Source organism: Paenibacillus thailandensis (assembly GCF_042685365.1).
In the GTDB taxonomy this organism is placed as follows: Bacteria; Bacillota; Bacilli; order Paenibacillales; family Paenibacillaceae; genus Paenibacillus_AP; species Paenibacillus_AP thailandensis.
The window spans coordinates 1-18,606 of the sequence record NZ_JBHUMY010000012.1; the positions used below are offsets into that span (position 1 = coordinate 1).

At 53.7% G+C, this 18,606-nt stretch carries 19 protein-coding genes; 1 reads left to right on the forward strand and 18 read right to left on the reverse strand.

All coding sequences use genetic code 11. From position 1 onward, the window contains the following. Both ACFSW5_RS11455 and ACFSW5_RS11460 read right to left on the reverse strand, forming a co-directional pair. Positions 1 to 740: energy-coupling factor ABC transporter ATP-binding protein (locus ACFSW5_RS11455; RefSeq protein WP_379272925.1), on the reverse strand; the 740-nt coding region annotated here is incomplete at its 3' end. Further along, positions 733 to 1,596 carry an ABC transporter ATP-binding protein gene (locus ACFSW5_RS11460; RefSeq protein WP_379272928.1) on the reverse strand — a complete coding sequence of 288 codons (864 nt, stop codon included), beginning with the start codon at positions 1,594 to 1,596 and terminating at the stop codon, positions 733 to 735. The genes ACFSW5_RS11460 and ACFSW5_RS11455, both read right to left, overlap by 8 nt. A gap of 124 nt (positions 1,597 to 1,720) precedes the next feature. On the opposite strand from ACFSW5_RS11460, the gene ACFSW5_RS11465 reads away from it, so the two are divergent. Then, on the forward strand, positions 1,721 to 2,344 hold the full coding sequence (locus ACFSW5_RS11465; protein WP_379272931.1) for a biotin transporter BioY: 624 nt from the start codon (positions 1,721 to 1,723) through the stop codon (positions 2,342 to 2,344). Between the two features lie 135 nt (positions 2,345 to 2,479). Here the strand turns inward: ACFSW5_RS11465 and ACFSW5_RS11470 are convergent, their stop codons facing one another. From ACFSW5_RS11470 to ACFSW5_RS11545, 16 genes are all read right to left on the reverse strand, one after another. After that, a complete protein-coding gene (locus tag ACFSW5_RS11470; RefSeq protein WP_379272933.1) occupies positions 2,480 to 2,896 on the reverse strand; it encodes a VOC family protein in 417 nt (138 codons plus the stop codon). A 236-nt stretch (positions 2,897 to 3,132) separates the two neighbouring features. Further along, the gene (locus ACFSW5_RS11475) at positions 3,133 to 4,299 is read right to left on the reverse strand and encodes an iron-containing alcohol dehydrogenase (RefSeq protein ID WP_379272935.1); all 1,167 of its coding nucleotides are present in this window, start codon (positions 4,297 to 4,299) and stop codon (positions 3,133 to 3,135) included. Positions 4,300 to 4,427: 128 nt separating this feature from the next. Beyond that, positions 4,428 to 4,925, reverse strand: a complete 498-nt coding sequence (locus ACFSW5_RS11480; RefSeq protein WP_379272938.1) for a RicAFT regulatory complex protein RicA family protein — start codon at positions 4,923 to 4,925, stop codon at positions 4,428 to 4,430. A 54-nt stretch (positions 4,926 to 4,979) separates the two neighbouring features. Then, positions 4,980 to 6,569 carry a tRNA (N6-isopentenyl adenosine(37)-C2)-methylthiotransferase MiaB gene (gene miaB / locus ACFSW5_RS11485; RefSeq protein ID WP_379272943.1) on the reverse strand — a complete coding sequence of 530 codons (1,590 nt, stop codon included), beginning with the start codon at positions 6,567 to 6,569 and terminating at the stop codon, positions 4,980 to 4,982. Positions 6,570 to 6,750: 181 nt separating this feature from the next. Beyond that, the gene (gene pduL / locus ACFSW5_RS11490; protein WP_379272957.1) at positions 6,751 to 7,326 is read right to left on the reverse strand and encodes a phosphate propanoyltransferase; all 576 of its coding nucleotides are present in this window, start codon (positions 7,324 to 7,326) and stop codon (positions 6,751 to 6,753) included. 102 nt (positions 7,327 to 7,428) lie between these two features. After that, positions 7,429 to 8,385, reverse strand: a complete 957-nt coding sequence (locus ACFSW5_RS11495; protein WP_379272960.1) for a dipeptidase — start codon at positions 8,383 to 8,385, stop codon at positions 7,429 to 7,431. 143 nt (positions 8,386 to 8,528) lie between these two features. Beyond that, positions 8,529 to 8,789 (reverse strand): stage V sporulation protein S, encoded by a 261-nt coding sequence (locus ACFSW5_RS11500; RefSeq protein ID WP_005550495.1) that lies wholly within the window; start codon positions 8,787 to 8,789, stop codon positions 8,529 to 8,531. Positions 8,790 to 8,927: 138 nt separating this feature from the next. Continuing rightward, positions 8,928 to 9,722 carry a TIGR00282 family metallophosphoesterase gene (locus ACFSW5_RS11505; protein ID WP_379272964.1) on the reverse strand — a complete coding sequence of 265 codons (795 nt, stop codon included), beginning with the start codon at positions 9,720 to 9,722 and terminating at the stop codon, positions 8,928 to 8,930. 151 nt (positions 9,723 to 9,873) lie between these two features. Further along, a complete protein-coding gene (gene rny, locus ACFSW5_RS11510; protein WP_379272967.1) occupies positions 9,874 to 11,415 on the reverse strand; it encodes a ribonuclease Y in 1,542 nt (513 codons plus the stop codon). A gap of 185 nt (positions 11,416 to 11,600) precedes the next feature. Continuing rightward, entirely contained in the window at positions 11,601 to 12,272 is a 672-nt protein-coding gene (locus ACFSW5_RS11515) for a RecX family transcriptional regulator (RefSeq protein ID WP_379272971.1), read from the reverse strand. 315 nt (positions 12,273 to 12,587) lie between these two features. After that, positions 12,588 to 13,649 (reverse strand): recombinase RecA, encoded by a 1,062-nt coding sequence (gene recA, locus ACFSW5_RS11520; protein ID WP_379272974.1) that lies wholly within the window; start codon positions 13,647 to 13,649, stop codon positions 12,588 to 12,590. Between the two features lie 263 nt (positions 13,650 to 13,912). Then, positions 13,913 to 15,166, reverse strand: coding sequence for a competence/damage-inducible protein A (locus tag ACFSW5_RS11525; protein WP_379272976.1), 1,254 nt, complete (start codon positions 15,164 to 15,166; stop codon positions 13,913 to 13,915). Between the two features lie 22 nt (positions 15,167 to 15,188). After that, positions 15,189 to 15,764, reverse strand: a complete 576-nt coding sequence (pgsA, locus tag ACFSW5_RS11530) for a CDP-diacylglycerol--glycerol-3-phosphate 3-phosphatidyltransferase (RefSeq protein WP_379272979.1) — start codon at positions 15,762 to 15,764, stop codon at positions 15,189 to 15,191. Between the two features lie 304 nt (positions 15,765 to 16,068). After that, positions 16,069 to 16,560, reverse strand: a complete 492-nt coding sequence (locus tag ACFSW5_RS11535) for a YajQ family cyclic di-GMP-binding protein (protein WP_379272981.1) — start codon at positions 16,558 to 16,560, stop codon at positions 16,069 to 16,071. 31 nt (positions 16,561 to 16,591) lie between these two features. Further along, on the reverse strand, positions 16,592 to 17,533 hold the full coding sequence (locus ACFSW5_RS11540) for a helix-turn-helix domain-containing protein (protein ID WP_379272984.1): 942 nt from the start codon (positions 17,531 to 17,533) through the stop codon (positions 16,592 to 16,594). Positions 17,534 to 17,559: 26 nt separating this feature from the next. Then, positions 17,560 to 18,327, reverse strand: coding sequence for a DUF3388 domain-containing protein (locus ACFSW5_RS11545; protein ID WP_379272986.1), 768 nt, complete (start codon positions 18,325 to 18,327; stop codon positions 17,560 to 17,562). Positions 18,328 to 18,606: the final 279 nt, after the last annotated feature.

Genomic DNA, 18,606 nt, shown 5'->3' on the forward strand with positions numbered 1-18,606 from the left:
AGCGCGCGGAGCGCCTGCGGCGCGGCTGCGCCGGAGGCAGCCGCCCACGCCGCAGCTGCTGCCGCTTCGCGGACGGCGCCGCCTTCCACGGCGACGACCGCGTCCGCGAGCGGCAGCAGCGCTCCCGGGTCGTGCGTCACTACGACCGCGCCGCGCCCGGCCGCCTTGTGCGCCGCAAGAACGGCGCACAGGCGGCGAATGCCGTCGGCGTCCAATCCCGCCGTCGGTTCGTCCAGCAGCAGCAATTCCGGCTCGCACGCCAGCAGACAGGCGAGCGAAAGCCGCCGCTGCTGCCCGCCGCTGAGCGACCAAGGATCGCGGGCAAGCAGCGCTTCCTCCAGCCCGGCGGCGGCAACCGCATCACGAATACGCGCCTTGGCTTCGTCTCCCTGGATTCCGTACGGCTTCAAAGAATACTGCAGCTCGTTCCGGGCTGTCGCTTGAAACCAGCATGCGTCGGAATGCTGCATCGCAATGCCGATCCGAAGCAGCGCTTCGCGATTCGTCCTTCCTCCTCCGCGCCCCGGAAGCCATAAAGGCATATCTCCCAAGCTAACGCTGCCATCGGCAATGGGCCGCAACCCCGCAAGCGTCTCCAGCAGCGTCGATTTGCCCGCTCCGTTCCGCCCGACGACAAGCGTCACCGTCCCGGCCGGGAAACGGACCGTCGCCCGATCCAGCAGCGTTTGGCCCGAAGAGGACTTAACCGTAACCCGCTCTGCCGTTAATGGATTAGGCATAACGCATCACCACCTTCGCAAGCGACTCGGGACGGATCGGAAGCGGACGGACCGGGAATCCGAGCCGCTCCAGCTCCCAGGCCGTTTCGACCGCATACGGCGGATCAAAGCCAAGCAGCTCGCACATGCTCGTCCCTTCCTGCACGCAGGCTCCTTGCCCGTCCCCCTCCCGTTCGAAAAACCGCTCCGCCTTGCCGTCGAACCGTACCTCGCTCCGGTCTATCGCAACGACCCGGTCCCCCTCGCGGAGCTCCGCCAGCCGCTGCGTAATCCATACAACAGCCGCTCCGGCCCGGTTGAGCGAGCGCACCTGCTCCATGACCAGCTCGGATGCTTCCGGATCCAGCATCGCGGTCGGTTCGTCGAGAATAAGAAGCGGCGCGCTTACCGCGGTGCAGCCGGCGATCGCCGTCAGCTGCTTTTGCCCCCCGGAAAGCGATTGTACCGGTTGATGCCTTCTTGCGTATAAACCGACTTGGCGAAGCGCTGCCGCCGCCGCTTCCGGGATCACCTCACCCCGGACGCCGTTTTGCTCCAGCATAAGCACAATATCCTCCCATGGCGTCACCCCGATCATCGAAGCTTCCGGCTGCTGCATGACGACGGGAACCGACAGCCCTTGGCGGTGCAAATCGCCGTGCCGGTACGCCTCGCCCTCCACAAGCGCGAATTTCGCGCCGGATAAGAGCTTGGCAAGAGTGCTTTTGCCGCTGCCGTTTCGTCCTATTACCGTAATCCACTCGCCTCTGGCGATCGTCAGACGGATTTGCCGCAGCACGGCATTTTGCGTTCCGTTGTCTTCCGCTCCGAAAGGCGACGCGGATACATCGGATAACCGAATTAATATCGAATCCAAAAAAATCACCCAATCTCTTCCCGAAATCGTCCGGGTATGCTACAATGCGATTTGTTAACCTGTCTTTCAATATAATTGGTTAACATAAAGTTTGCAACTACATATGTAAAGGAGTTTATGGTTTATGAAAAGCTATAACATTCGTAACTATGTATTTATTGCGCTATTTGCCGCGTTGTTTGTCGTGATGAGCGCCATCTCGTTCAAGCTCAGCTTTTCGCCGGTGCCGATCACGCTTCAGACGCTTGCGGTATGTCTTGCCGGCCTTTTTCTCGGCGCTCGCAACGGATTTCTCAGCATGCTTCTAATCTTGGTGCTGACCGCAATCGGGCTCCCGCTTCTTAACGGACGGGGCGGGTTGTCCATCCTGTTCGGCACAACCGGCGGCTTTCTGTTCGGCTTTTTGTTTTCGGCTTTGCTCATCGGACTCGCAACGGGACCTCTTCTGAGAAGCAAAACATGGATCGGCGGCAAAATCGCAACCTTTATTCTTCTTTTTATTATCATGGAAGCGCTCGGCTCTTTCGTCGCCTATTTGTTTGGCGTTCCGTGGATGATGCAAGTGCTTGACGTTTCGTTGCAAAAAGCGCTGACGCTCGGCTGCTATCCGTTCCTGATCGGAGACGCGCTGAAATCGCTTGTTGCCGCCGCAATCGGCGTTTCTTTAAAACCTTACATCTTGAAGCTTCGCGCGTCAACCGGTGCCCTGCCCGTTCGTTCCGAAACCGGCGTCGCTTCGCACCCCTAAGCCTCTTCTGAGTAAAGAGGAGCTCTCACAAAACAAAAAAGGCTCATTTATAAGCCAAAAACTTATAAATGAGCCTTTTGTATTTGGATAACTCCCGCTTCGGCTGCTCGATATCCTTCCGCGTTTCCTAATCGGTTATTGCCGTTTCGTAAATAGTTGGAACGTTACGCCGTAACGATCCGTCAGCATTCCGTAAGCCGGACTGAAATAAAGCGGCTGAAGAGGAGCAGGAACGTTGCTGCCCGGAAGCAGCGCTTCGTAAATTCGTCGCGTTTCCTCCGCCCGGTCCGTCGTTAAGCATATCGAAACCCGGTTCCCTTCCGTAAGGGTCAGCTCCTCCGAAGCATCCGCAACGAACAGGACCGATTCGCCGATTTTCAACACCGCATGAGCCACCAACCGCTTCTGCCCGTCTGTCATTTCGGCCGTTACGTCCTCCGGCGCCTCGCCGAACGTCTGGCTGAACAGCACTTCGGCACCCAGCGTTTGCTCATAATAGCGGATCGCCTCCGCCGCATTCCCGTCGAGCAAAATATAACCGTTCACTTGCATGTCGTCACATCTCCTTTTTGAGTAGGGATCCCCGTAAAGCAAGCCGGAAGACAGCTTTCGGCCCATAAGCCGCGCCTTCGGTTCGCCCCGTCGCTTACGGTATCATTGTAGTTTATAATAGTGACAACTGTTGTCATTAATATATTGACCATCGAGCCCCGGGACAAACTTTTTTTCCAAAAAGCAAACGCACTGCCCGCGCCAAGCGGACAGTGCGTTTGATGATTTTCCCGGTTTTATAGAGCCATCCGATAAATGGCCAGAACGTCTTCCTTCTTCAACTCGCGGAAGCGGCCGCGCGAGCCGGACTCGCCCGTCACTTTCAGCGCCATTTCCTCCAGCCTGCTGTCGTCGATATTATAATCGCTAAGCCGCGAAGGAGCGCCGATGGAATCCCAGAACGAACGAAGCGCTTCGATGCCCGCTTTGGCGACTTCCAGGTCGGAACGTCCTTCCGTGCTGACGCCAAACACGTTTACCGCGAACTTGCGGAACTTTTCGACGTTGTCTTCCACTACGTAGTTCATCCAGTTCGGGAACAGTATGGCGAGACCTCCGCCGTGCGGAATGTCGTAAACCGCCGATATCGCATGCTCCATGTCATGGTTCGCCCAATCGCCGGCGATACCCATCGATATGACGCCGTTCAGCGCCATCGTGCCGCAATACAAAATCGTTTCCCGATACTCCAAATTGGTCAAATCGTTGACAAGCTTCGGAGCGGTTTCAATGACGGCGCGAAGAATCGATTCGCAGAAGCCGTCCTGAACGGGCGTGTTGCTGTCTTTATGGAAGTACGTCTCGAAGACGTGGGACATCATGTCCACGATTCCGTATACGGTGTGATCCTTAGGCGCGCTTGCGGTAAAAGCCGGATCCAAAATCGAAAACGCCGGGTATACGTAAGGGCTGGCCCAACCGTGCTTCTCCAGCGTTTGGTCGTTCGAAATGACCGAATTCCCGTTCATTTCCGAGCCTGTCGCGGCAAGCGTCAAAATGGTGCCGAGCGGCAGCGCCGCTTGAACGGTCGCTTTTTTGATCACGACATCCCAGAAGTCCCCGTCGAACTTTGCAGCCGCGGCGATCGCTTTGCCGCAATCCAGCGTGCTTCCGCCGCCGACGGCAAGCACCCAGTCGATCCGATTCGCCTTGCACAGCTCCGCGCCCCGATAAACGGTCGTAATGCGCGGATTCGGCTCCACGCCGGCGAGCTCCGTAACAACGCAGTCCGCTTCGTTCAGCTTCGCCATAACCGCGTCGTACAAGCCGTTCCTCTTAATGCTGCCTCCGCCGTAGACGAGCAGAACGTTTTTGCCGTAACGCGCCGCTTCCGCCGGAAGCTTATCCAATTGTCCTTCGCCGAAATGCAGGCGGGTCGGATTTTGAAACGTAAAAGCTCTCATCGGGATCCCTCTTTCTTCAATTAAATTTGGTTGGATGTATGTATGCGGGAGAAAGCAATAAAGCCGGGCCGGACGGCCCGGCAGACGCTAATCTCCCTGTCTTGCAGTATTCCTCTAGTCACATTTCTCTAGTCGCATTGCTCGGGCGCTTCGGCTTGAGCGGATTCCACGTTGATTTTCTCCGATACGGTATCGCGGATAATCGAAACGACAAGCTGGAGCAAATAATTGATATCGGCTTGGCTTTGCTGAAATTCCGAAACGATCGGAATGCCGTCCAGCTCGTCCTGCAACTTTTCCATTTCCGCTTCGATTTTTTTGGCCATTTGCTCGTTTTTGAATGTCGTTTCAAAAGCGACCAGCTCTTTTTGCTTCTTTTTAATTTGCGCGATAAGCGACTGAACGCGGTCGTTCGATTGAATCTGCTTCTCCGCCCGCCGGTAGAACTGCACTTCTTCGGAAGTATAAATCAGGCCGGCAAGCTCCTTCGCTTTCGCCATGATGTCTTCCCTGACAAGCAAATCGCGCGTATCGAATACCGGCACATTATCGTTTCCTGCGGAACAATGGGCGTCGTGGTGTTGGTCTTGATGAGATTGATGAGCTGATGCGTGTTGCTCGGCCATGTACATCTCTCCTGTAATATCATTTTCCCCGACTAGTTGAAGCAGCTCTGGAACTTAGGATACGGCTTCGGCTTGAACCGGGCCTTGCGTCGCTTCCGCTTTAATGTACCACGTCAGCACATCCGTCACCTTCACTTGAACGAATTCGCCGATCCATTCCTTTGGACCTTCAAAATGAACGAGCTTGTTCGTCCGCGTGCGGCCGGACAGCATGCTGGCGTTGTTTTTGCTTTCCCCTTCCACCAGAACCTCGACGGTTTCGCCGAGCATCCGCTTGTTGCTCTCGAGGCTCAATTCGGCCATCAGATCGTTCAGTTTCTTGAGACGCCGTTTCTTGACTTCCATCGGCACGTTGTCCTCCATAACGGCGGCCGGCGTGCCTTCCCGAGGGGAATAGATGAACGTAAACGCAGCGCTGAAACCGACTTCGCGCACGAGGGAAAGCGTCTCCTCGAACTGCTCCTCCGTTTCGCCCGGGAATCCGACGATAATATCCGTCGTCAATACGACGTCCGGGATCGCCGCTTTAATTTTGCGGACCAGCTCCAGGAACGATTCCCGCGTATATTTGCGGCTCATCTTCTTGAGCACTTCCGTGCTTCCCGATTGAACCGGAAGATGGATATGCTCGACGAGGTTGCCGCGCCCGCTGAGCACTTCGATGAGATGATCGTCGAAATCCCGCGGATGGCTTGTCGTAAACCGGATGCGCGGAATGTCGATCTTGGAGATGTCGCGCATCAGATCGCCGAACCGGTAATCGATATCCTCGAAGTCTTTGCCGTAGGCATTAACGTTTTGGCCAAGCAGCGTGATTTCTTTAAACCCTTGGCGCGCCAGCTGGCGAACTTCCGCGATGACGTCCTCGGGCCGGCGGCTCCGTTCCTTGCCTCGCGTATAAGGCACGATGCAATACGTGCAAAATTTATCGCAGCCGTACATAATATTGACCCAAGCGCGCATGCCTTCGCGTTTTTTCGGCACGTTCTCGATGATGTCGCCTTCCTTCGACCATACCTCGACGACCATCTCTTTGTTGAAGTACGCGTCTTGAAGCAAGTGCGGCAGGCGGTGAATATTATGGGTGCCGAATACCATGTCGACATGGGCGTGCTTTCTCATAATGCGCGCAACGACGCCTTCTTCCTGCGACATGCAGCCGCAAACCCCAAGCAGCAGATCCGGTTTTTCCTGCTTCAGCGTTTTCAGATGGCCGAGCTCTCCGAATACCTTGTCCTCCGCATTTTCCCGGATGGCGCACGTGTTCAGAAGAATGACGTCCGCCTCGCGGCGGTCTTCCGTCTCCGTATAGCCCATCTGCTCGAACATGCCTTTCATCACTTCGGTATCGTGCTCGTTCATCTGGCAGCCGTACGTTTGAATCAAATATTGTTTGCCGACACCCATGGAGCGAAGCTCCTCGGGAATCGAAAAGTCGTAATGGACGGCAACCTCCTGCTTGCCGCGCTTTTTCTCTTCGCGGTAATTCGGGGCAGCGTTTACCTGGATGTTGCGCCCTTTGATGCGATATGTGATTTTGCCTTCTTCTTCGCTTACGATTTTCGCGTCGCTGAAGTCAAAATATTTGGAATAGTCTTTTGTTTGTTTGCCGGAAGCGAAATCCGGTGAGCTTTTCCTCTCCATGCAGCATCACTTCCTCCTGTCAGTTACGTGTCGCTTCACATTATTTCATTATAGCATTGTTGGACGTATAAAAAAACCTCTATACGAGGGCTTGCGACAGCGAGCGAAAAAGTTACGCGGCGAACTTATAAAATGGCATGCGGTGAAAAAGCCGTCCTCGCAATCGAGAACGGCTTTCCGATTAATCGATGATGACGGCCGTATCGCCGTTCGCGATACCCGCCGCATTCGCTTCGTCGGTATCGATATGCATATCGAGCGCAAAATCCGGAGATACGCGCGCGATGACGTTTTCGAACACAATGCCGCGTTCGCCTTCGAACCGCACCTTCAGCTTCTGCTTATCGGTAATTCCCCATTTTTCCGCATCGCTCGTATGGAAATGAATGTGGCGAGCCGCAACGATAACGCCTTCCTCGATCTTCACTTCGCCGGCCGGCCCTTTAATGGTGATGCCTGCCGATCCGGCAATATTGCCGGACTCCCGGACGGGCGGATTAATGCCGAGCGCAAAAGCGTCCGTACGCGATACCTCAAGCTGGGTCGCCTTACGGACAGGACCTAAAATTCGGACTTTCGGAAAGGAGCCTTTCGGCCCGATTACCGCCACCGTTTCGTTCGCCGCATATTGATTCGGCTGCGACAGCGGCTTCGCTACCGTGAGCTGATACCCGGCTCCGAACAAAGCTTCTACATGTTCTTGCGTTAAATGAATATGTCGGGCGGAGACTCCCACCGGAACTTGTTTATGTACCATCGTTCAATCAGCTTCCTTTCGATACGCTCTTATTATTGCACGGCAATAGGCACGCGGCTGCACGTTCCGCATGCCTATTTATCATATACCAATTCGTTATTTTTAGCTACTCGAACGTTCCGGCAGCCTTTCGCGGAGAAAACGGATCGTGTTTCCGCTCAAGAAGCGTTCGGTCTGCCGCGCGGAATACCGCTTCAGAAGCGCATCCTGCAGATGGATAACGTCCGCCGGATTATGCAGCTTGTCGATATATCGTGCAATGCCGTCAAAATCGGAGCCAAGCATCAAATGGCGTTCCCCGCCCAGTTCGCATATGCGTTCCACATGCCGAAGCAGATCGTCGATCGTTACGACCTCGCTTCCGCTTACGAAATAAGGTACGAAAGTGACGCCGATCAAGCCTTCCAGCGCTATGATCGCTTTGATCTGATCGTCCGACAGATTCCGTTTATGCGGCAAGACGGAAGCGGCGTTGGAATGCGAAGCGATAACCGTCTTGCTTGCCGTATCGACCATATCCCAGAAAGCCCGCTCGGATAAATGCGATACGTCGAGCATCATGCCGAGCTCGTCGCATTCCCGGACGAAAGCTTTGCCCTGGGCGGTTAGTCCCGCCCCGCGTTCTTCCATTGCGCCGTCTGCTGCCCAATTGGCGTTGTTCCAGGTGAAGCCCGCCGCTCGGACACCCAGCCGGTACATTATGCGCAGCATGGCCGGATCGCCCTGCAGACCGTCCAAGCCTTCCAGCGACAGCATCGCCCCGATTTTACCCTCCGCAAGACTGCGCTCCAGATCGTCTTTGTATTGAATAAAAGCGATGTCCGGGTTTGGCAATACGCAGCGGTAAAACAAATCGATGCTTTTGAAGTAAGGTTCGATCCCGGCATTGTCCCCCGGTTGGACGAAAATGGCAAATGTTTGAAATACCGACTTTGCTTGTTTAAGACGTTTGTAGGTCACATCCAGCTTGCCGGACGTATCGTCGCGGAACGAAAGCCGTTCGTCTTCCAGCAGCTTGAACAGCACATCGCAATGAAAGTCCGCGATCGGCATTTGCATGTACATCTCTCCTTTGAATAAGACCGCCGCCAGCATACCGGTTAAGGTTGCCCTGACAAGCAAGCAAAAAAACCCGTTTACATTGCGGTAAACAGGTTCGATCAAACCACGTGTTTTTGCTTCATTCCTTTATCCCTCTCAACCTATCTCGGTTCCACGATAAGCTTAATAGCGGTGCGGTCCTCTCCGTCGATGACAATATCCGTAAACGCCGGTACGCAAATCAAATCCACTCCACTGGGAGCTACAAATCCGCGAGCAATAGCGACTGCTTTTATTGCTTGGTTTAGTGCACCCGCCCCGATTGCTTGCAACTCAGCTGCGCCACGTTCGCGGAGCACACCGGCAAGCGCGCCCGCAACGGAATTTGGATTGGACTTTGCTGAAACTTTTAATACTTCCATGAAAAAGTACCTCCTCGGGAACTAATGGATGGATTCCACTATTAATAACTATTCGAGAAGAGAGAAAAGATTCCTGCTAATCCGATTTAAGTTTACATACCATTTCGAATATTCGGAATTTAATAGGAGGAAGAGCGGCTACATGAGCAGCCACTCGTCTTCCGTCAGCCTTATTTTCTCCAGCTTTTTCGCTTGTCCCGTCGCTTCGTCGATTTGTACCGACACGGCGTGCAGATGCCACTTGCCTTCGTCGACCACGAATCTTGTCGGAAGCTGCGTCATGAACTTCCGGAGCACGGCGGTTCTTTCCATGCCAAGCACGCCATCGCGCGGGCCGACCATGCCGACATCCGTTATATAGGCCGTTCCGCCCGGGAGAATGCGATCGTCGTTCGTTTGCACATGCGTATGGGTACCGACGACAAGCGAAGCTTTGCCGTCCAAGTGCCAGCCCATTGCGATTTTCTCGGAGGTTACCTCGGCGTGAAAATCGACCAAAATATTTTTGGTTTTGGCTTGCGCCTTGGCAATCAGCTCATCCGCCTTGCGGAACGGGCAATCGATAGCCGGGAGATACGTTCTTCCCTGCAAATTAATAATGGCAAGCTCCTTGCCCGATGCGCGAATAATCGCCATCCCTTGGCCGGGGGTGCCTTCCGGATAATTGGCGGGACGAACGATACGCGGTTCCTCGTCGATCCATTCGAATATATCTTTGTTATCCCACGTATGGTTGCCCATCGTAATGCCGTGGACGCCCCATTCGAAAAATTCTCGCGCAATCGTTCCCGTAATGCCCCTTCCGGCGGCCGCGTTTTCCCCGTTGGCAATAATGATATGCGGATTGTATTTGCTGCGCAGCGCCGGAAGTACGCGCTTCAGCGCTTGCCGTCCTACGCTCCCCACAATATCGCCGATAAATAATACGTTCATCAATAGTTCCTCATCCTTTAAAACCAGATATCTTATTCCCGCTTTACGGTGAAAGATAAGCCAGGCCTAAGCGCACCGCTTATACCTGGCTTATCATTGTAGAAAAGTGGCTGCTTCCGCAGCCACTTTTCCGCAAATCAACCCTCTATTGTTACTTCGCGTATTCCACTGCGCGAGTTTCGCGAATAACCGTGACTTTAATATGTCCCGGATAATCGAGTTCACTCTCGATTTTCTTCGTAATGTCCCGCGCCAGACGGAACGCTTCCGTATCGTCGATCTTCTCAGGCTGTACCATGACGCGTACTTCGCGTCCTGCCTGGATTGCGTAAGATTTCTCCACGCCTTCGAACGATTCCGAAATGTGCTCGAGCTTCTCCAGCCGCTTAATGTACGTTTCAAGCGTCTCGCGTCTCGCGCCCGGACGGGCAGCGGACAACGCGTCGGCGGCTCCCACGAGCATTGCGATAACCGATGTGGCTTCCACGTCGCCGTGGTGAGAAGCGATACTATTAATAACGACCGGATGCTCTTTGTATTTCTTGGCCAGTTCGACGCCGATTTCGACGTGCGAGCCTTCGACTTCATGGTCAAGCGCTTTGCCGATGTCATGCAGCAAGCCGGCTCGTTTGGCAAGCGTTACGTCTTCGCCAAGCTCGGCCGCCATCAGACCGGTCAAGTAAGCGACTTCCATGGAGTGCTTCAGCACGTTCTGACCATAACTTGTCCGATATTTCAATCGGCCGAGAATTTTGATCAAATCCGGGTGCAAACCGTGTACGCCGACTTCAAACGTAGCTTGCTCGCCGTATTCGCGGATGCGCTCGTCTACTTCCTTGCGGGACTTCTCGACCATTTCCTCGATTCGTGCAGGATGGATGCGTCCGTCCGCTACGAGCTTCTCAAGGGATGTACGCGCAATTTCGCGTCTGATCGGATCAAAACCGGACAAAATGACCGCTTCCGGTGTATCGTCGATAATCAGATCGATACCGGTCAATGTTTCCAGGGCGCGGATATTGCGGCCTTCGCGTCCGATAATGCGGCCTTTCATTTCCTCGTTCGGCAAGGCGACGACCGAAACCGTCGTTTCTGCTACGTGATCGGCAGCGCAGCGCTGGATCGCAAGCGAGATAATGTCTTTCGCCTTTTTATCCGCTTCTTCCTTCGCCTGCTGCTCGATTTCCTTGATCATCTGCGCAGTTTCATGCCGCACTTCCTGCTCAACGTTCGACAAAATAATCGATCTTGCATCCTCCATCGTCAGATTGGAGATGCGTTCCAGCTCACTGAGCTGTTGCTTGTAAAGGGCGTCGATTTGCTGCTGGGTTTCGTCGATTCTTTTCTCCTTGTTGGCTACAGATTCTTCTTTGCGTTCTAACGCTTCTAATTTCTTATCCAGCGACTCCTCTTTCTGTACCAGACGTCTTTCTTGTCGTTGGGTTTCATTCCGCCGCTCGCGTATCTCTCTTTCTGCTTCGGTACGGAGCTTATGGATTTCATCTTTCGCTTCGAGAATCGTCTCTTTCTTCTGAGCTTCCGCTTCCTTCTTCGCGTTTTCCACGATTTGGGCGGCGGCTTGCTCAGCCGTAGAAATTTTCGCCTCAGCGATCGATTTACGATAATAAAAACCAGCCCCAAAGAAAATTGCGCCAACGCAGAGACAAATCAAGATCCACCATATTTCCTGCATCTTGTTCACCTCCTTGTTGCATGCACCAAGGATTACTTGGGATGTTATTAGGTTTTCAGCCGGTTCCAACCGCTCTAACAGTTTAGCTTTTTGGCGAAAAAACAATCAATTTTTCGAATCAATTTTTGGAAGGAAAATCGATTCAATGTGAAAAGAATACAAACTCATTTTATCTTTTGATAATTTCAATTGTCAAGCATTAGCCCTTCATCTTCCGAATTGTCCAAGTCGCTTTCGCTCGCCGCTGCGTATTTTACCGCTTCCTTCACGACCGGTCCGGTAAATCCTCTTCTCATCAAAAATGCCGTCAATTTGCGCTTACGCTCGTGAAATTCGCCTTGCAGCCTGGCCCATCTTTTGACGGCTGCAGCCTTAGCCGCTTCCAGCTCGGCGGACGATCCGACCGATTGCAGCGCCGCCTCGGCAGCCTGTCTCGATATGCCCCTCTGCTGCAGCTCCTGTTTAATAAGAAGGCTCCCTTTCCCGGCGTTTCGAACCCGGCCTGCCGCGAACTGCCGCGCGTACTCGTCGTCGTCTACATAATGTTCCGCTTCCAATCGTTCAAGCGCATACGCGATATGACTTTCGTCCAGCTCCTTGCGCCTCAAATATTGCTCCACCTGTTTGCGGGTTCTCGGTTTGGCCCCGAGATAGACGCAGGCTAACGAATAAGCCCGGTGCCGGCTGTCCTCATCCTGGATCGTCTCCAGCAAGCCCGGATCGATCTCCTGACCCTTCAGCAGCCGGTACCGGATAAGCACGTCCTCATGTACGAACAGGACAGGCTCATCGCCGCCCGCGTATACGTAATACCGCCGGCGCTCGTGCCGGTCCTGTTGGACGGACGTTATAATCATGGAAACTACCTCCGTTCTATCCTCCCCCTCCCCTTAGAGGAGGGAGGGGCGATGGCTGGCGCCTTCTGAATACCCCAAAAGGCGTACCTGCCACGCGGCCTTCTTCGGCAAGAACACGTCTAAGTCCGTGTTGTCCTGGCAGATGATGCACCTGTTCCGGCTTCTTCCCCTATCGAATGCCGTCAGGTGCTGCCAGCTTCGTTACTACTTTAATGAAACTTTGGCGCTAACCCCGCTTTTGTCCATCGGACAAATAAAAGCGCGCCGCTCCTATAGATGGGAGCGGCGCCGCTTGCAATACGATTTGCAATATGATTATTCGAAGTCGAGTTCCGCTTCTTCTTCTTCCGAGTCTACGGATACTTGGGCACCGCTTGCGACCGCTTCGGCATTCTTCAAATTGCTCTCTTCCCGGATTTTGCGTTCGATGGTTGCCGAAATTTCCGGATGATCCTTCAGGAACTGCTTGGCGTTCTCGCGGCCTTGACCCAGACGTTCGCCGTTAAAGGAGAACCATGCGCCGCTCTTCTGTACGATCTCCATTTCCGTGCCGATATCGATAATGCTGCCTTCCTTCGAAATGCCTTCGCCGTACATAATGTCGATTTCGGCTTGCTTGAAAGGAGGAGCGACTTTGTTCTTGACGACTTTGATTCGCGTACGGTTGCCGACCATATCGTTGCCTTGCTTGATCGTCTCCACCCGCCGCACATCAAGCCTTACGCTGGAGTAAAATTTCAGCGCGCGGCCGCCCGGCGTCGTTTCCGGGTTGCCGAACATGACGCCGACCTTCTCGCGAAGCTGGTTAATAAAGATGGCAATCGTCTTCGACTTGCTGATCGCGCCGGACAGCTTGCGCAACGCCTGCGACATGAGGCGGGCTTGCAAGCCTACATGGGAATCGCCCATCTCGCCTTCGATTTCAGCTTTAGGCACGAGAGCCGCTACCGAGTCGATAACGATGATATCTACAGCGCCGCTGCGCACAAGCGCTTCGGCGATTTCAAGCGCTTGCTCACCCGTGTCCGGCTGAGACAGCAGCAACTCGTCGATATTGACGCCAAGCTTGCTTGCATAAAGAGGATCAAGCGCATGCTCGGCATCGATAAATGCGGCTTGTCCGCCAACGCGTTGAACTTCCGCAATCGCATGAAGCGCAACCGTCGTTTTACCGGACGATTCCGGTCCGTATACTTCAATGATCCGGCCTTTCGGCAGGCCGCCAATACCTAACGCAATATCTAAAGCAAGGGATCCGCTCGATACCGTTTCCACTTGCATTTCTGCCGTTTCGCCCAATTTCATAATTGAGCCTTTCCCGAATTGTTTCTCGATTTGGCGCAATGCCATTTCCAATGCCGCGCGACGATCCGACAATCAACTCACATCCTTCACGATTTATAGTTTCATGATACCTTTTTTCTTCTGGCTTGCCAAGCATTTTTTCGAACATACATTCGTTTTTTTGAGCGCACCTCCCCGACTTGCCGGAAGAAAGGCTTCATCTTTAATCCGGCATCCGGTTATAACCAAAATAAAAAAAACCGCAGCAAAGTATTCTTCGCCACGGTTCTTCCGTCTTTCCCCATTATAGCGCTGAGTGAAAAGGCTGACAAGCCTCTATTCGCGCCGATTCGACATCATTCCGCCGATGCAAGCGTCTGCCATAACCGGTACAACGCGGCCTTAACGGCTCTGACCCGAATGATTTCGCGGCTGCCGCTGAACTTCGAAGTGAATACCCGGGTCTCTTTCCCGCGCTCCGCTACCGCGAAGTAAACGAGGCCAACCGGCTTGCCTTCCGATTCGGACGGACCGGCTACCCCTGTCAGGGACACGCCGAAGTCCGTATCCGCGATTTGCAGAATCCGTTCGGCCATCAACGCTGCCGTCGATTCGCTGATCGCTCCCGGAGCGCCTTCGCCTTCCAGCTGCTCCATCGGAATGCCTAGCATCTTATGCTTCATCTCGTTCGTATAGGTGACGACGCCCCCGGAATATTCTCCGCTGCTTCCAGGGATGCTCGTAATATATTCGGCAAACAACCCGCCCGTGCAGCTCTCGGCGCTGGCCAGCTTCCGTCTCGAGGCGCGAAGCAGACGAACGACCGCCTCTTCGAGCGGAATGTCCTCTTGCGCGTACAAAAACTCGCCGACGCGCTCCTTGATCTTGTCGACGGTCGCGTCGATTTTCATCGCCGCTTCAGCCTCCGTCGGGGCTTTCGTCGACACGCGCACCGCGACCTCGCCCTCCTTGGCATACGGCGCAATGGTCGGATCGGTCTGGCCGTCGATCAGATCCAGAAGCGCCGCCTCCAGATTCGACTCGCCGATGCCGGCAAATTTCAATTGTCTGGAAAACAGCGGCTCCGTCTGGCCGGTAATATGTTGAATCCACGCCTTGCCGGGTCCTTCCATCATCGGCCGCATTTCGCGCGGTGGCCCCGGAAGAAGCATATAATGCGTGCCGTCCTCCGACAAGCCGATGCCGACCGCCAATCCCGCCGAATTCGCAAGCGGCGTGCTGCCTTCGATCATAAGCGCCTGCCGCCTGTTGCTTTCGACCATATGCGTCCCTCTTGAGCTGAACAGCTGCTCGATCTTATCCATCGAAGGCTGATGCAGGACAAGCGGTTTATTCAAGTACGCCGCCAGCACATCCTTCGTCAAATCGTCCTGAGTCGGACCGAGCCCGCCCGTAAATACGAGCAGATCGGCGCGGCTTCTCGCCACCTCAATGGCCTGGCGCAAACGGCCGGCATTATCTCCTACGACCGTCTGGAAATAGACGTCGACGCCAAGCGCCGCAAGCTCCTGCGACAAAAACTGCGCGTTTGTGTTCACGATTTGCCCGAGGAGCAGCTCGGTGCCGACCGCAATGATTTCTGCTTTCATGGTTTCCGCCTCCAGCCGTACATTATTTTGCCGATATAAGCGCTTTGTTCTTCATGAAGTAATCCACCCCGGAGTAAACCGTAATGACGGCCGCCGCCCAAATCACGATCTCGTCAAACGGGAAGCGAATGAATTCGAAAGGGAAATTGTTCAGCAGCAGGACGATAATCATCACGATTTGGATCGCGGTCTTCCATTTGCCCCATGCGCTTGCTGCCATTACGGTTCCGTCGAGAAGCGCGATTTGACGCAAGCCTGTCACTGCAAACTCGCGGCTTATAATGAGAATGGCAACTAAAGCGCTAAGCTTGTTCATCTCGACAAGGGAGATAAGCGCCGCCGAGACGAGCAGCTTATCCGCGAGCGGATCGAGCAGCTTGCCCAAATTCGTCACCAGCTTGTTCTTGCGGGCGATATAGCCGTCAATGCCGTCCGTGCCCGCCGCCACGATAAAAATGAAAGCCGCAATAATCTGATTGTATGTAACGGAATAATCGCCGATGCGAAGACTGCCCATCTTCCAATCCACAAGAAGAAACAGCATCATAACGGGAATAAGTAGTATCCGGGACAACGTGATTTTGTTCGGAAGATTCATGCCAGTCCCTCCTTGGCGCAGCGATTCTGTATCTGTGCCTTGCAATGATAATTCGCGAGAAAACCTTTATCGAAGCCTTTCCAAGTTGAACGGCCGCGTTTAAAGGTTGGTTTTATCGCCAAATAGAATGTTATTGTGGTCAAAAAATCCATCCGCCTACCCCCAAGATCCATGCGTCGAAAACGTCCTCCATAAGTATAATACATGCACTTTGCAAGTGTCAAAAACAGCCATTCCATGCAAAAAGCCCTTTCCAGCGCGGTTTGGACACGCTGAAAAAGGCTGTCCGATCGGTTCTATTCCTTTAACGGTAATTCGTAAACTGCAGCTCGATCGACAAGTCCGCACCGCGCAGCAAGGCGATAACCGCCTGCAGATCGTCCCTGCTTTTGCCCGTTACCCGGATTTGATCGCCTTGGATTTGGCTTTTCACCTTCAATTTCGAATCCCGGATCAAAACGTTGATTTTTTTGGCGTTTTCCTGATCGACGCCTTGGCGCAGCTTGATCCGCTGGCGGACCGATTTTGCGGATGCCGGTTCGATTTTGCCGTAATCCAGGTTTTTGATCGGAACCCCGCGCTTTACCATCTTGGTTTGAAGAATATCGATAACGGTTTTGAGCTTGTATTCGTCGTCGGAAGCGACAACAAGCTCGTCCTTATCCAGCTCGATGGAGCTTTTGGTTCCTTTCAGGTCGAAACGCGTTTCGATTTCCCTTTCGGCTTGCTGGATCGCATTGGTCAATTCCTGCATATCCACTTTCGACACGATATCAAACGAACTTTCCGAACTCATACACGATTACCTCCATCCCATGCATTCGAAATTATTGTCCGGCTCCCGGCGTCGGAGTCGGCGTCGGCGTGACGCTTTGCCCCGTATCGGCGGTATCGCCTCCGGAAGAAGCGGCTACGTTGAGTTGAATCTTCTTGGAATTGGCCTCATCCCCGTCATCGACCGTGATGCCGTCCACCGTAATCTGAACCAGATCGGCACGGCCGACGTTAATATAAAGCGAGTCGGTCAGGTCGTAAGAGGTGACCGTTCCGTCCGTCAAATTTTTGTAGGTCAATCTTTCGCCGGAGGAATCTCCTTCGCGCACCTCCGTCCAGTTTACGCCGCCTGTTACTTTGATTTCCACTTTATGCGTCCCTGCCGGAGAGACGTCATAATGGTCGACTCTTCCTTTCTTCTCCGTAAAGACGACGGACGTTTGCGGCGTAGGCGTCGGGGTTGGCGTAGGCGTCTGCGCGTCGGTTGCGCCCGGAGACGCGGCCGTCCCCCCGTTAGCGGCGTTATCCGTCGGCGGCGCAGGAGACGCTTTGTCGGTAATCGGCGTGTTATCCGCCTGCTGGGCGGGAGCATCGTCCCGATTGATAAGGAACACCCACACGACGACTACGATTAAAATAAGAAAGCACCACATCATAATATTAAACCCGGCGCGGCCGAGCCGGTCCGACGAACGCGATCGGACGCGACGCGGCGGCCGAGGCCGCGACACGCTTTGCTCCGTCTGGTCGCTTATGGCGGCAGCCGGAATTTCGTGCTGGTACAGCCGAAGCACTTCGTCGGCGTCAAGGCCTACCGCTTCGGAATAGTTTTTGACAAATGCGCGAACATAGAAGCTTCCCGGCAGTACGCTATAGTCCCCGCTTTCAAGCGCCTCCAAATAGCGCTTCCGGATTTTCGTTATTTCCTGAATATCGTCCAGCGTCAGCCCGTTTTCCATTCTCGCTTTGCGGAGCAGCGCTCCCAATTCAGACATGCCTCGCAACCTCCTGTCGTAATCTGTTAGAAATCTTCTGTGTAGTTGGTCGTAAACGAATCGTATGTAATTTCTTCGTCCGGCGTATTCCGCAATTCGACAATGATATCGAAGTGACTGTAATCGTAATGCGATTCCTTAATGAAGATATCCGGATGCTCGATCACTTTCGTCGAAGGCATAGCCATAATGTCCTGAAGCAGGGAATAATGCTTTTCGTTGGAACGGATCGTGCTTACGATGCCGTCGATAATGAAAATATTGTTCGGGTTCATCTCTTCCTCGGACAGCTGGCTGCGAACCGTCTGCCGGAGAAGCGTGGAGGAAACGAACGTCCAACGCTTGTTGGAGCATACGCTGCCCGCAATGATCGATTCCGTCTTGCCTACGCGCGGCATTCCGCGCAGTCCGATAACCTGATTGCCCTCGCGCTTGAACACCTCTCCGAGGAAATCGACCAGAATGCCAAGCTCGTCGCGCGTAAACCGGAATGTCTTGCGGTCGTCAGAATCCCGCTCGATATAACGTCCGTGACGCACGGCCAATATATCGACGATCGTCGGCGTGCGCAGCTTGTTGACGGTAATATTGTCGACCTTGCGGAGCATTTTGCCGAGCAGCTCGATTTTCTGCTCGTCGTCCGTCTGAAGCAGCATGCCCCGAGTCCGGTCTTCCACGCCGTTGATCGTCATGATGTTTACTTCGAGCATGCCCAGCAAAGAAGCGATATCGCCCAGCAAGCCCGGTCTATTTTTATGTATTTTATATTCAAAATACCATTGCTTCTTGTCCATTTTACACCGCCTCATGACTGATTAAAAATGTATGAAATAATAGGTCCCATAAATAAAAATTGTACAATTATAGTCACGATTGTGCAACTGCTTTATGCCGGCGGAATCATGATTTTCGTTATTCCTATTATATTCCATTATGGCTAGCGTAAAACGGTCTTTCGCCGTCGTCGGACGGCAAATCTTTTTGGGGTAGAATATAAGCCAGGCTTTAAGCGGGTAACTTAGAACCTGGCCTATTTTAAGAAAAGCCTCTGCCCGAGGCCTTTCGAAGATGAG

Bases quoted from the DNA above. Each gene is read 5' to 3' on its own strand.
- ACFSW5_RS11475 (WP_379272935.1), bottom strand. From the start codon at position 4,299: ATGAGAGCTTTTACGTTTCAAAATCCGACCCGCCTGCATTTCGGCGAA.
- ACFSW5_RS11495 (WP_379272960.1), bottom strand. From the start codon at position 8,385: ATGCAAATGCCGATCGCGGACTTTCATTGCGATGTGCTGTTCAAGCTG.
- ACFSW5_RS11535 (WP_379272981.1), bottom strand. From the start codon at position 16,560: ATGAGTTCGGAAAGTTCGTTTGATATCGTGTCGAAAGTGGATATGCAG.
- ACFSW5_RS11540 (WP_379272984.1), bottom strand. From the start codon at position 17,533: ATGTCTGAATTGGGAGCGCTGCTCCGCAAAGCGAGAATGGAAAACGGG.
- ACFSW5_RS11500 (WP_005550495.1), bottom strand. From the start codon at position 8,789: ATGGAAGTATTAAAAGTTTCAGCAAAGTCCAATCCAAATTCCGTTGCG.
- ACFSW5_RS11515 (WP_379272971.1), bottom strand. From the start codon at position 12,272: ATGATTATAACGTCCGTCCAACAGGACCGGCACGAGCGCCGGCGGTAT.
- pgsA (WP_379272979.1), bottom strand. From the start codon at position 15,764: ATGAATCTTCCGAACAAAATCACGTTGTCCCGGATACTACTTATTCCC.
- ACFSW5_RS11470 (WP_379272933.1), bottom strand. From the start codon at position 2,896: ATGCAAGTGAACGGTTATATTTTGCTCGACGGGAATGCGGCGGAGGCG.
- ACFSW5_RS11505 (WP_379272964.1), bottom strand. From the start codon at position 9,722: ATGAACGTATTATTTATCGGCGATATTGTGGGGAGCGTAGGACGGCAA.
- pduL (WP_379272957.1), bottom strand. From the start codon at position 7,326: ATGGTACATAAACAAGTTCCGGTGGGAGTCTCCGCCCGACATATTCAT.
- ACFSW5_RS11545 (WP_379272986.1), bottom strand. From the start codon at position 18,327: ATGGACAAGAAGCAATGGTATTTTGAATATAAAATACATAAAAATAGA.
- miaB (WP_379272943.1), bottom strand. From the start codon at position 6,569: ATGGAGAGGAAAAGCTCACCGGATTTCGCTTCCGGCAAACAAACAAAA.
- ACFSW5_RS11480 (WP_379272938.1), bottom strand. From the start codon at position 4,925: ATGGCCGAGCAACACGCATCAGCTCATCAATCTCATCAAGACCAACAC.
- ACFSW5_RS11465 (WP_379272931.1), top strand. From the start codon at position 1,721: ATGAAAAGCTATAACATTCGTAACTATGTATTTATTGCGCTATTTGCC.
- ACFSW5_RS11525 (WP_379272976.1), bottom strand. From the start codon at position 15,166: ATGAAAGCAGAAATCATTGCGGTCGGCACCGAGCTGCTCCTCGGGCAA.
- rny (WP_379272967.1), bottom strand. From the start codon at position 11,415: ATGCAGGAAATATGGTGGATCTTGATTTGTCTCTGCGTTGGCGCAATT.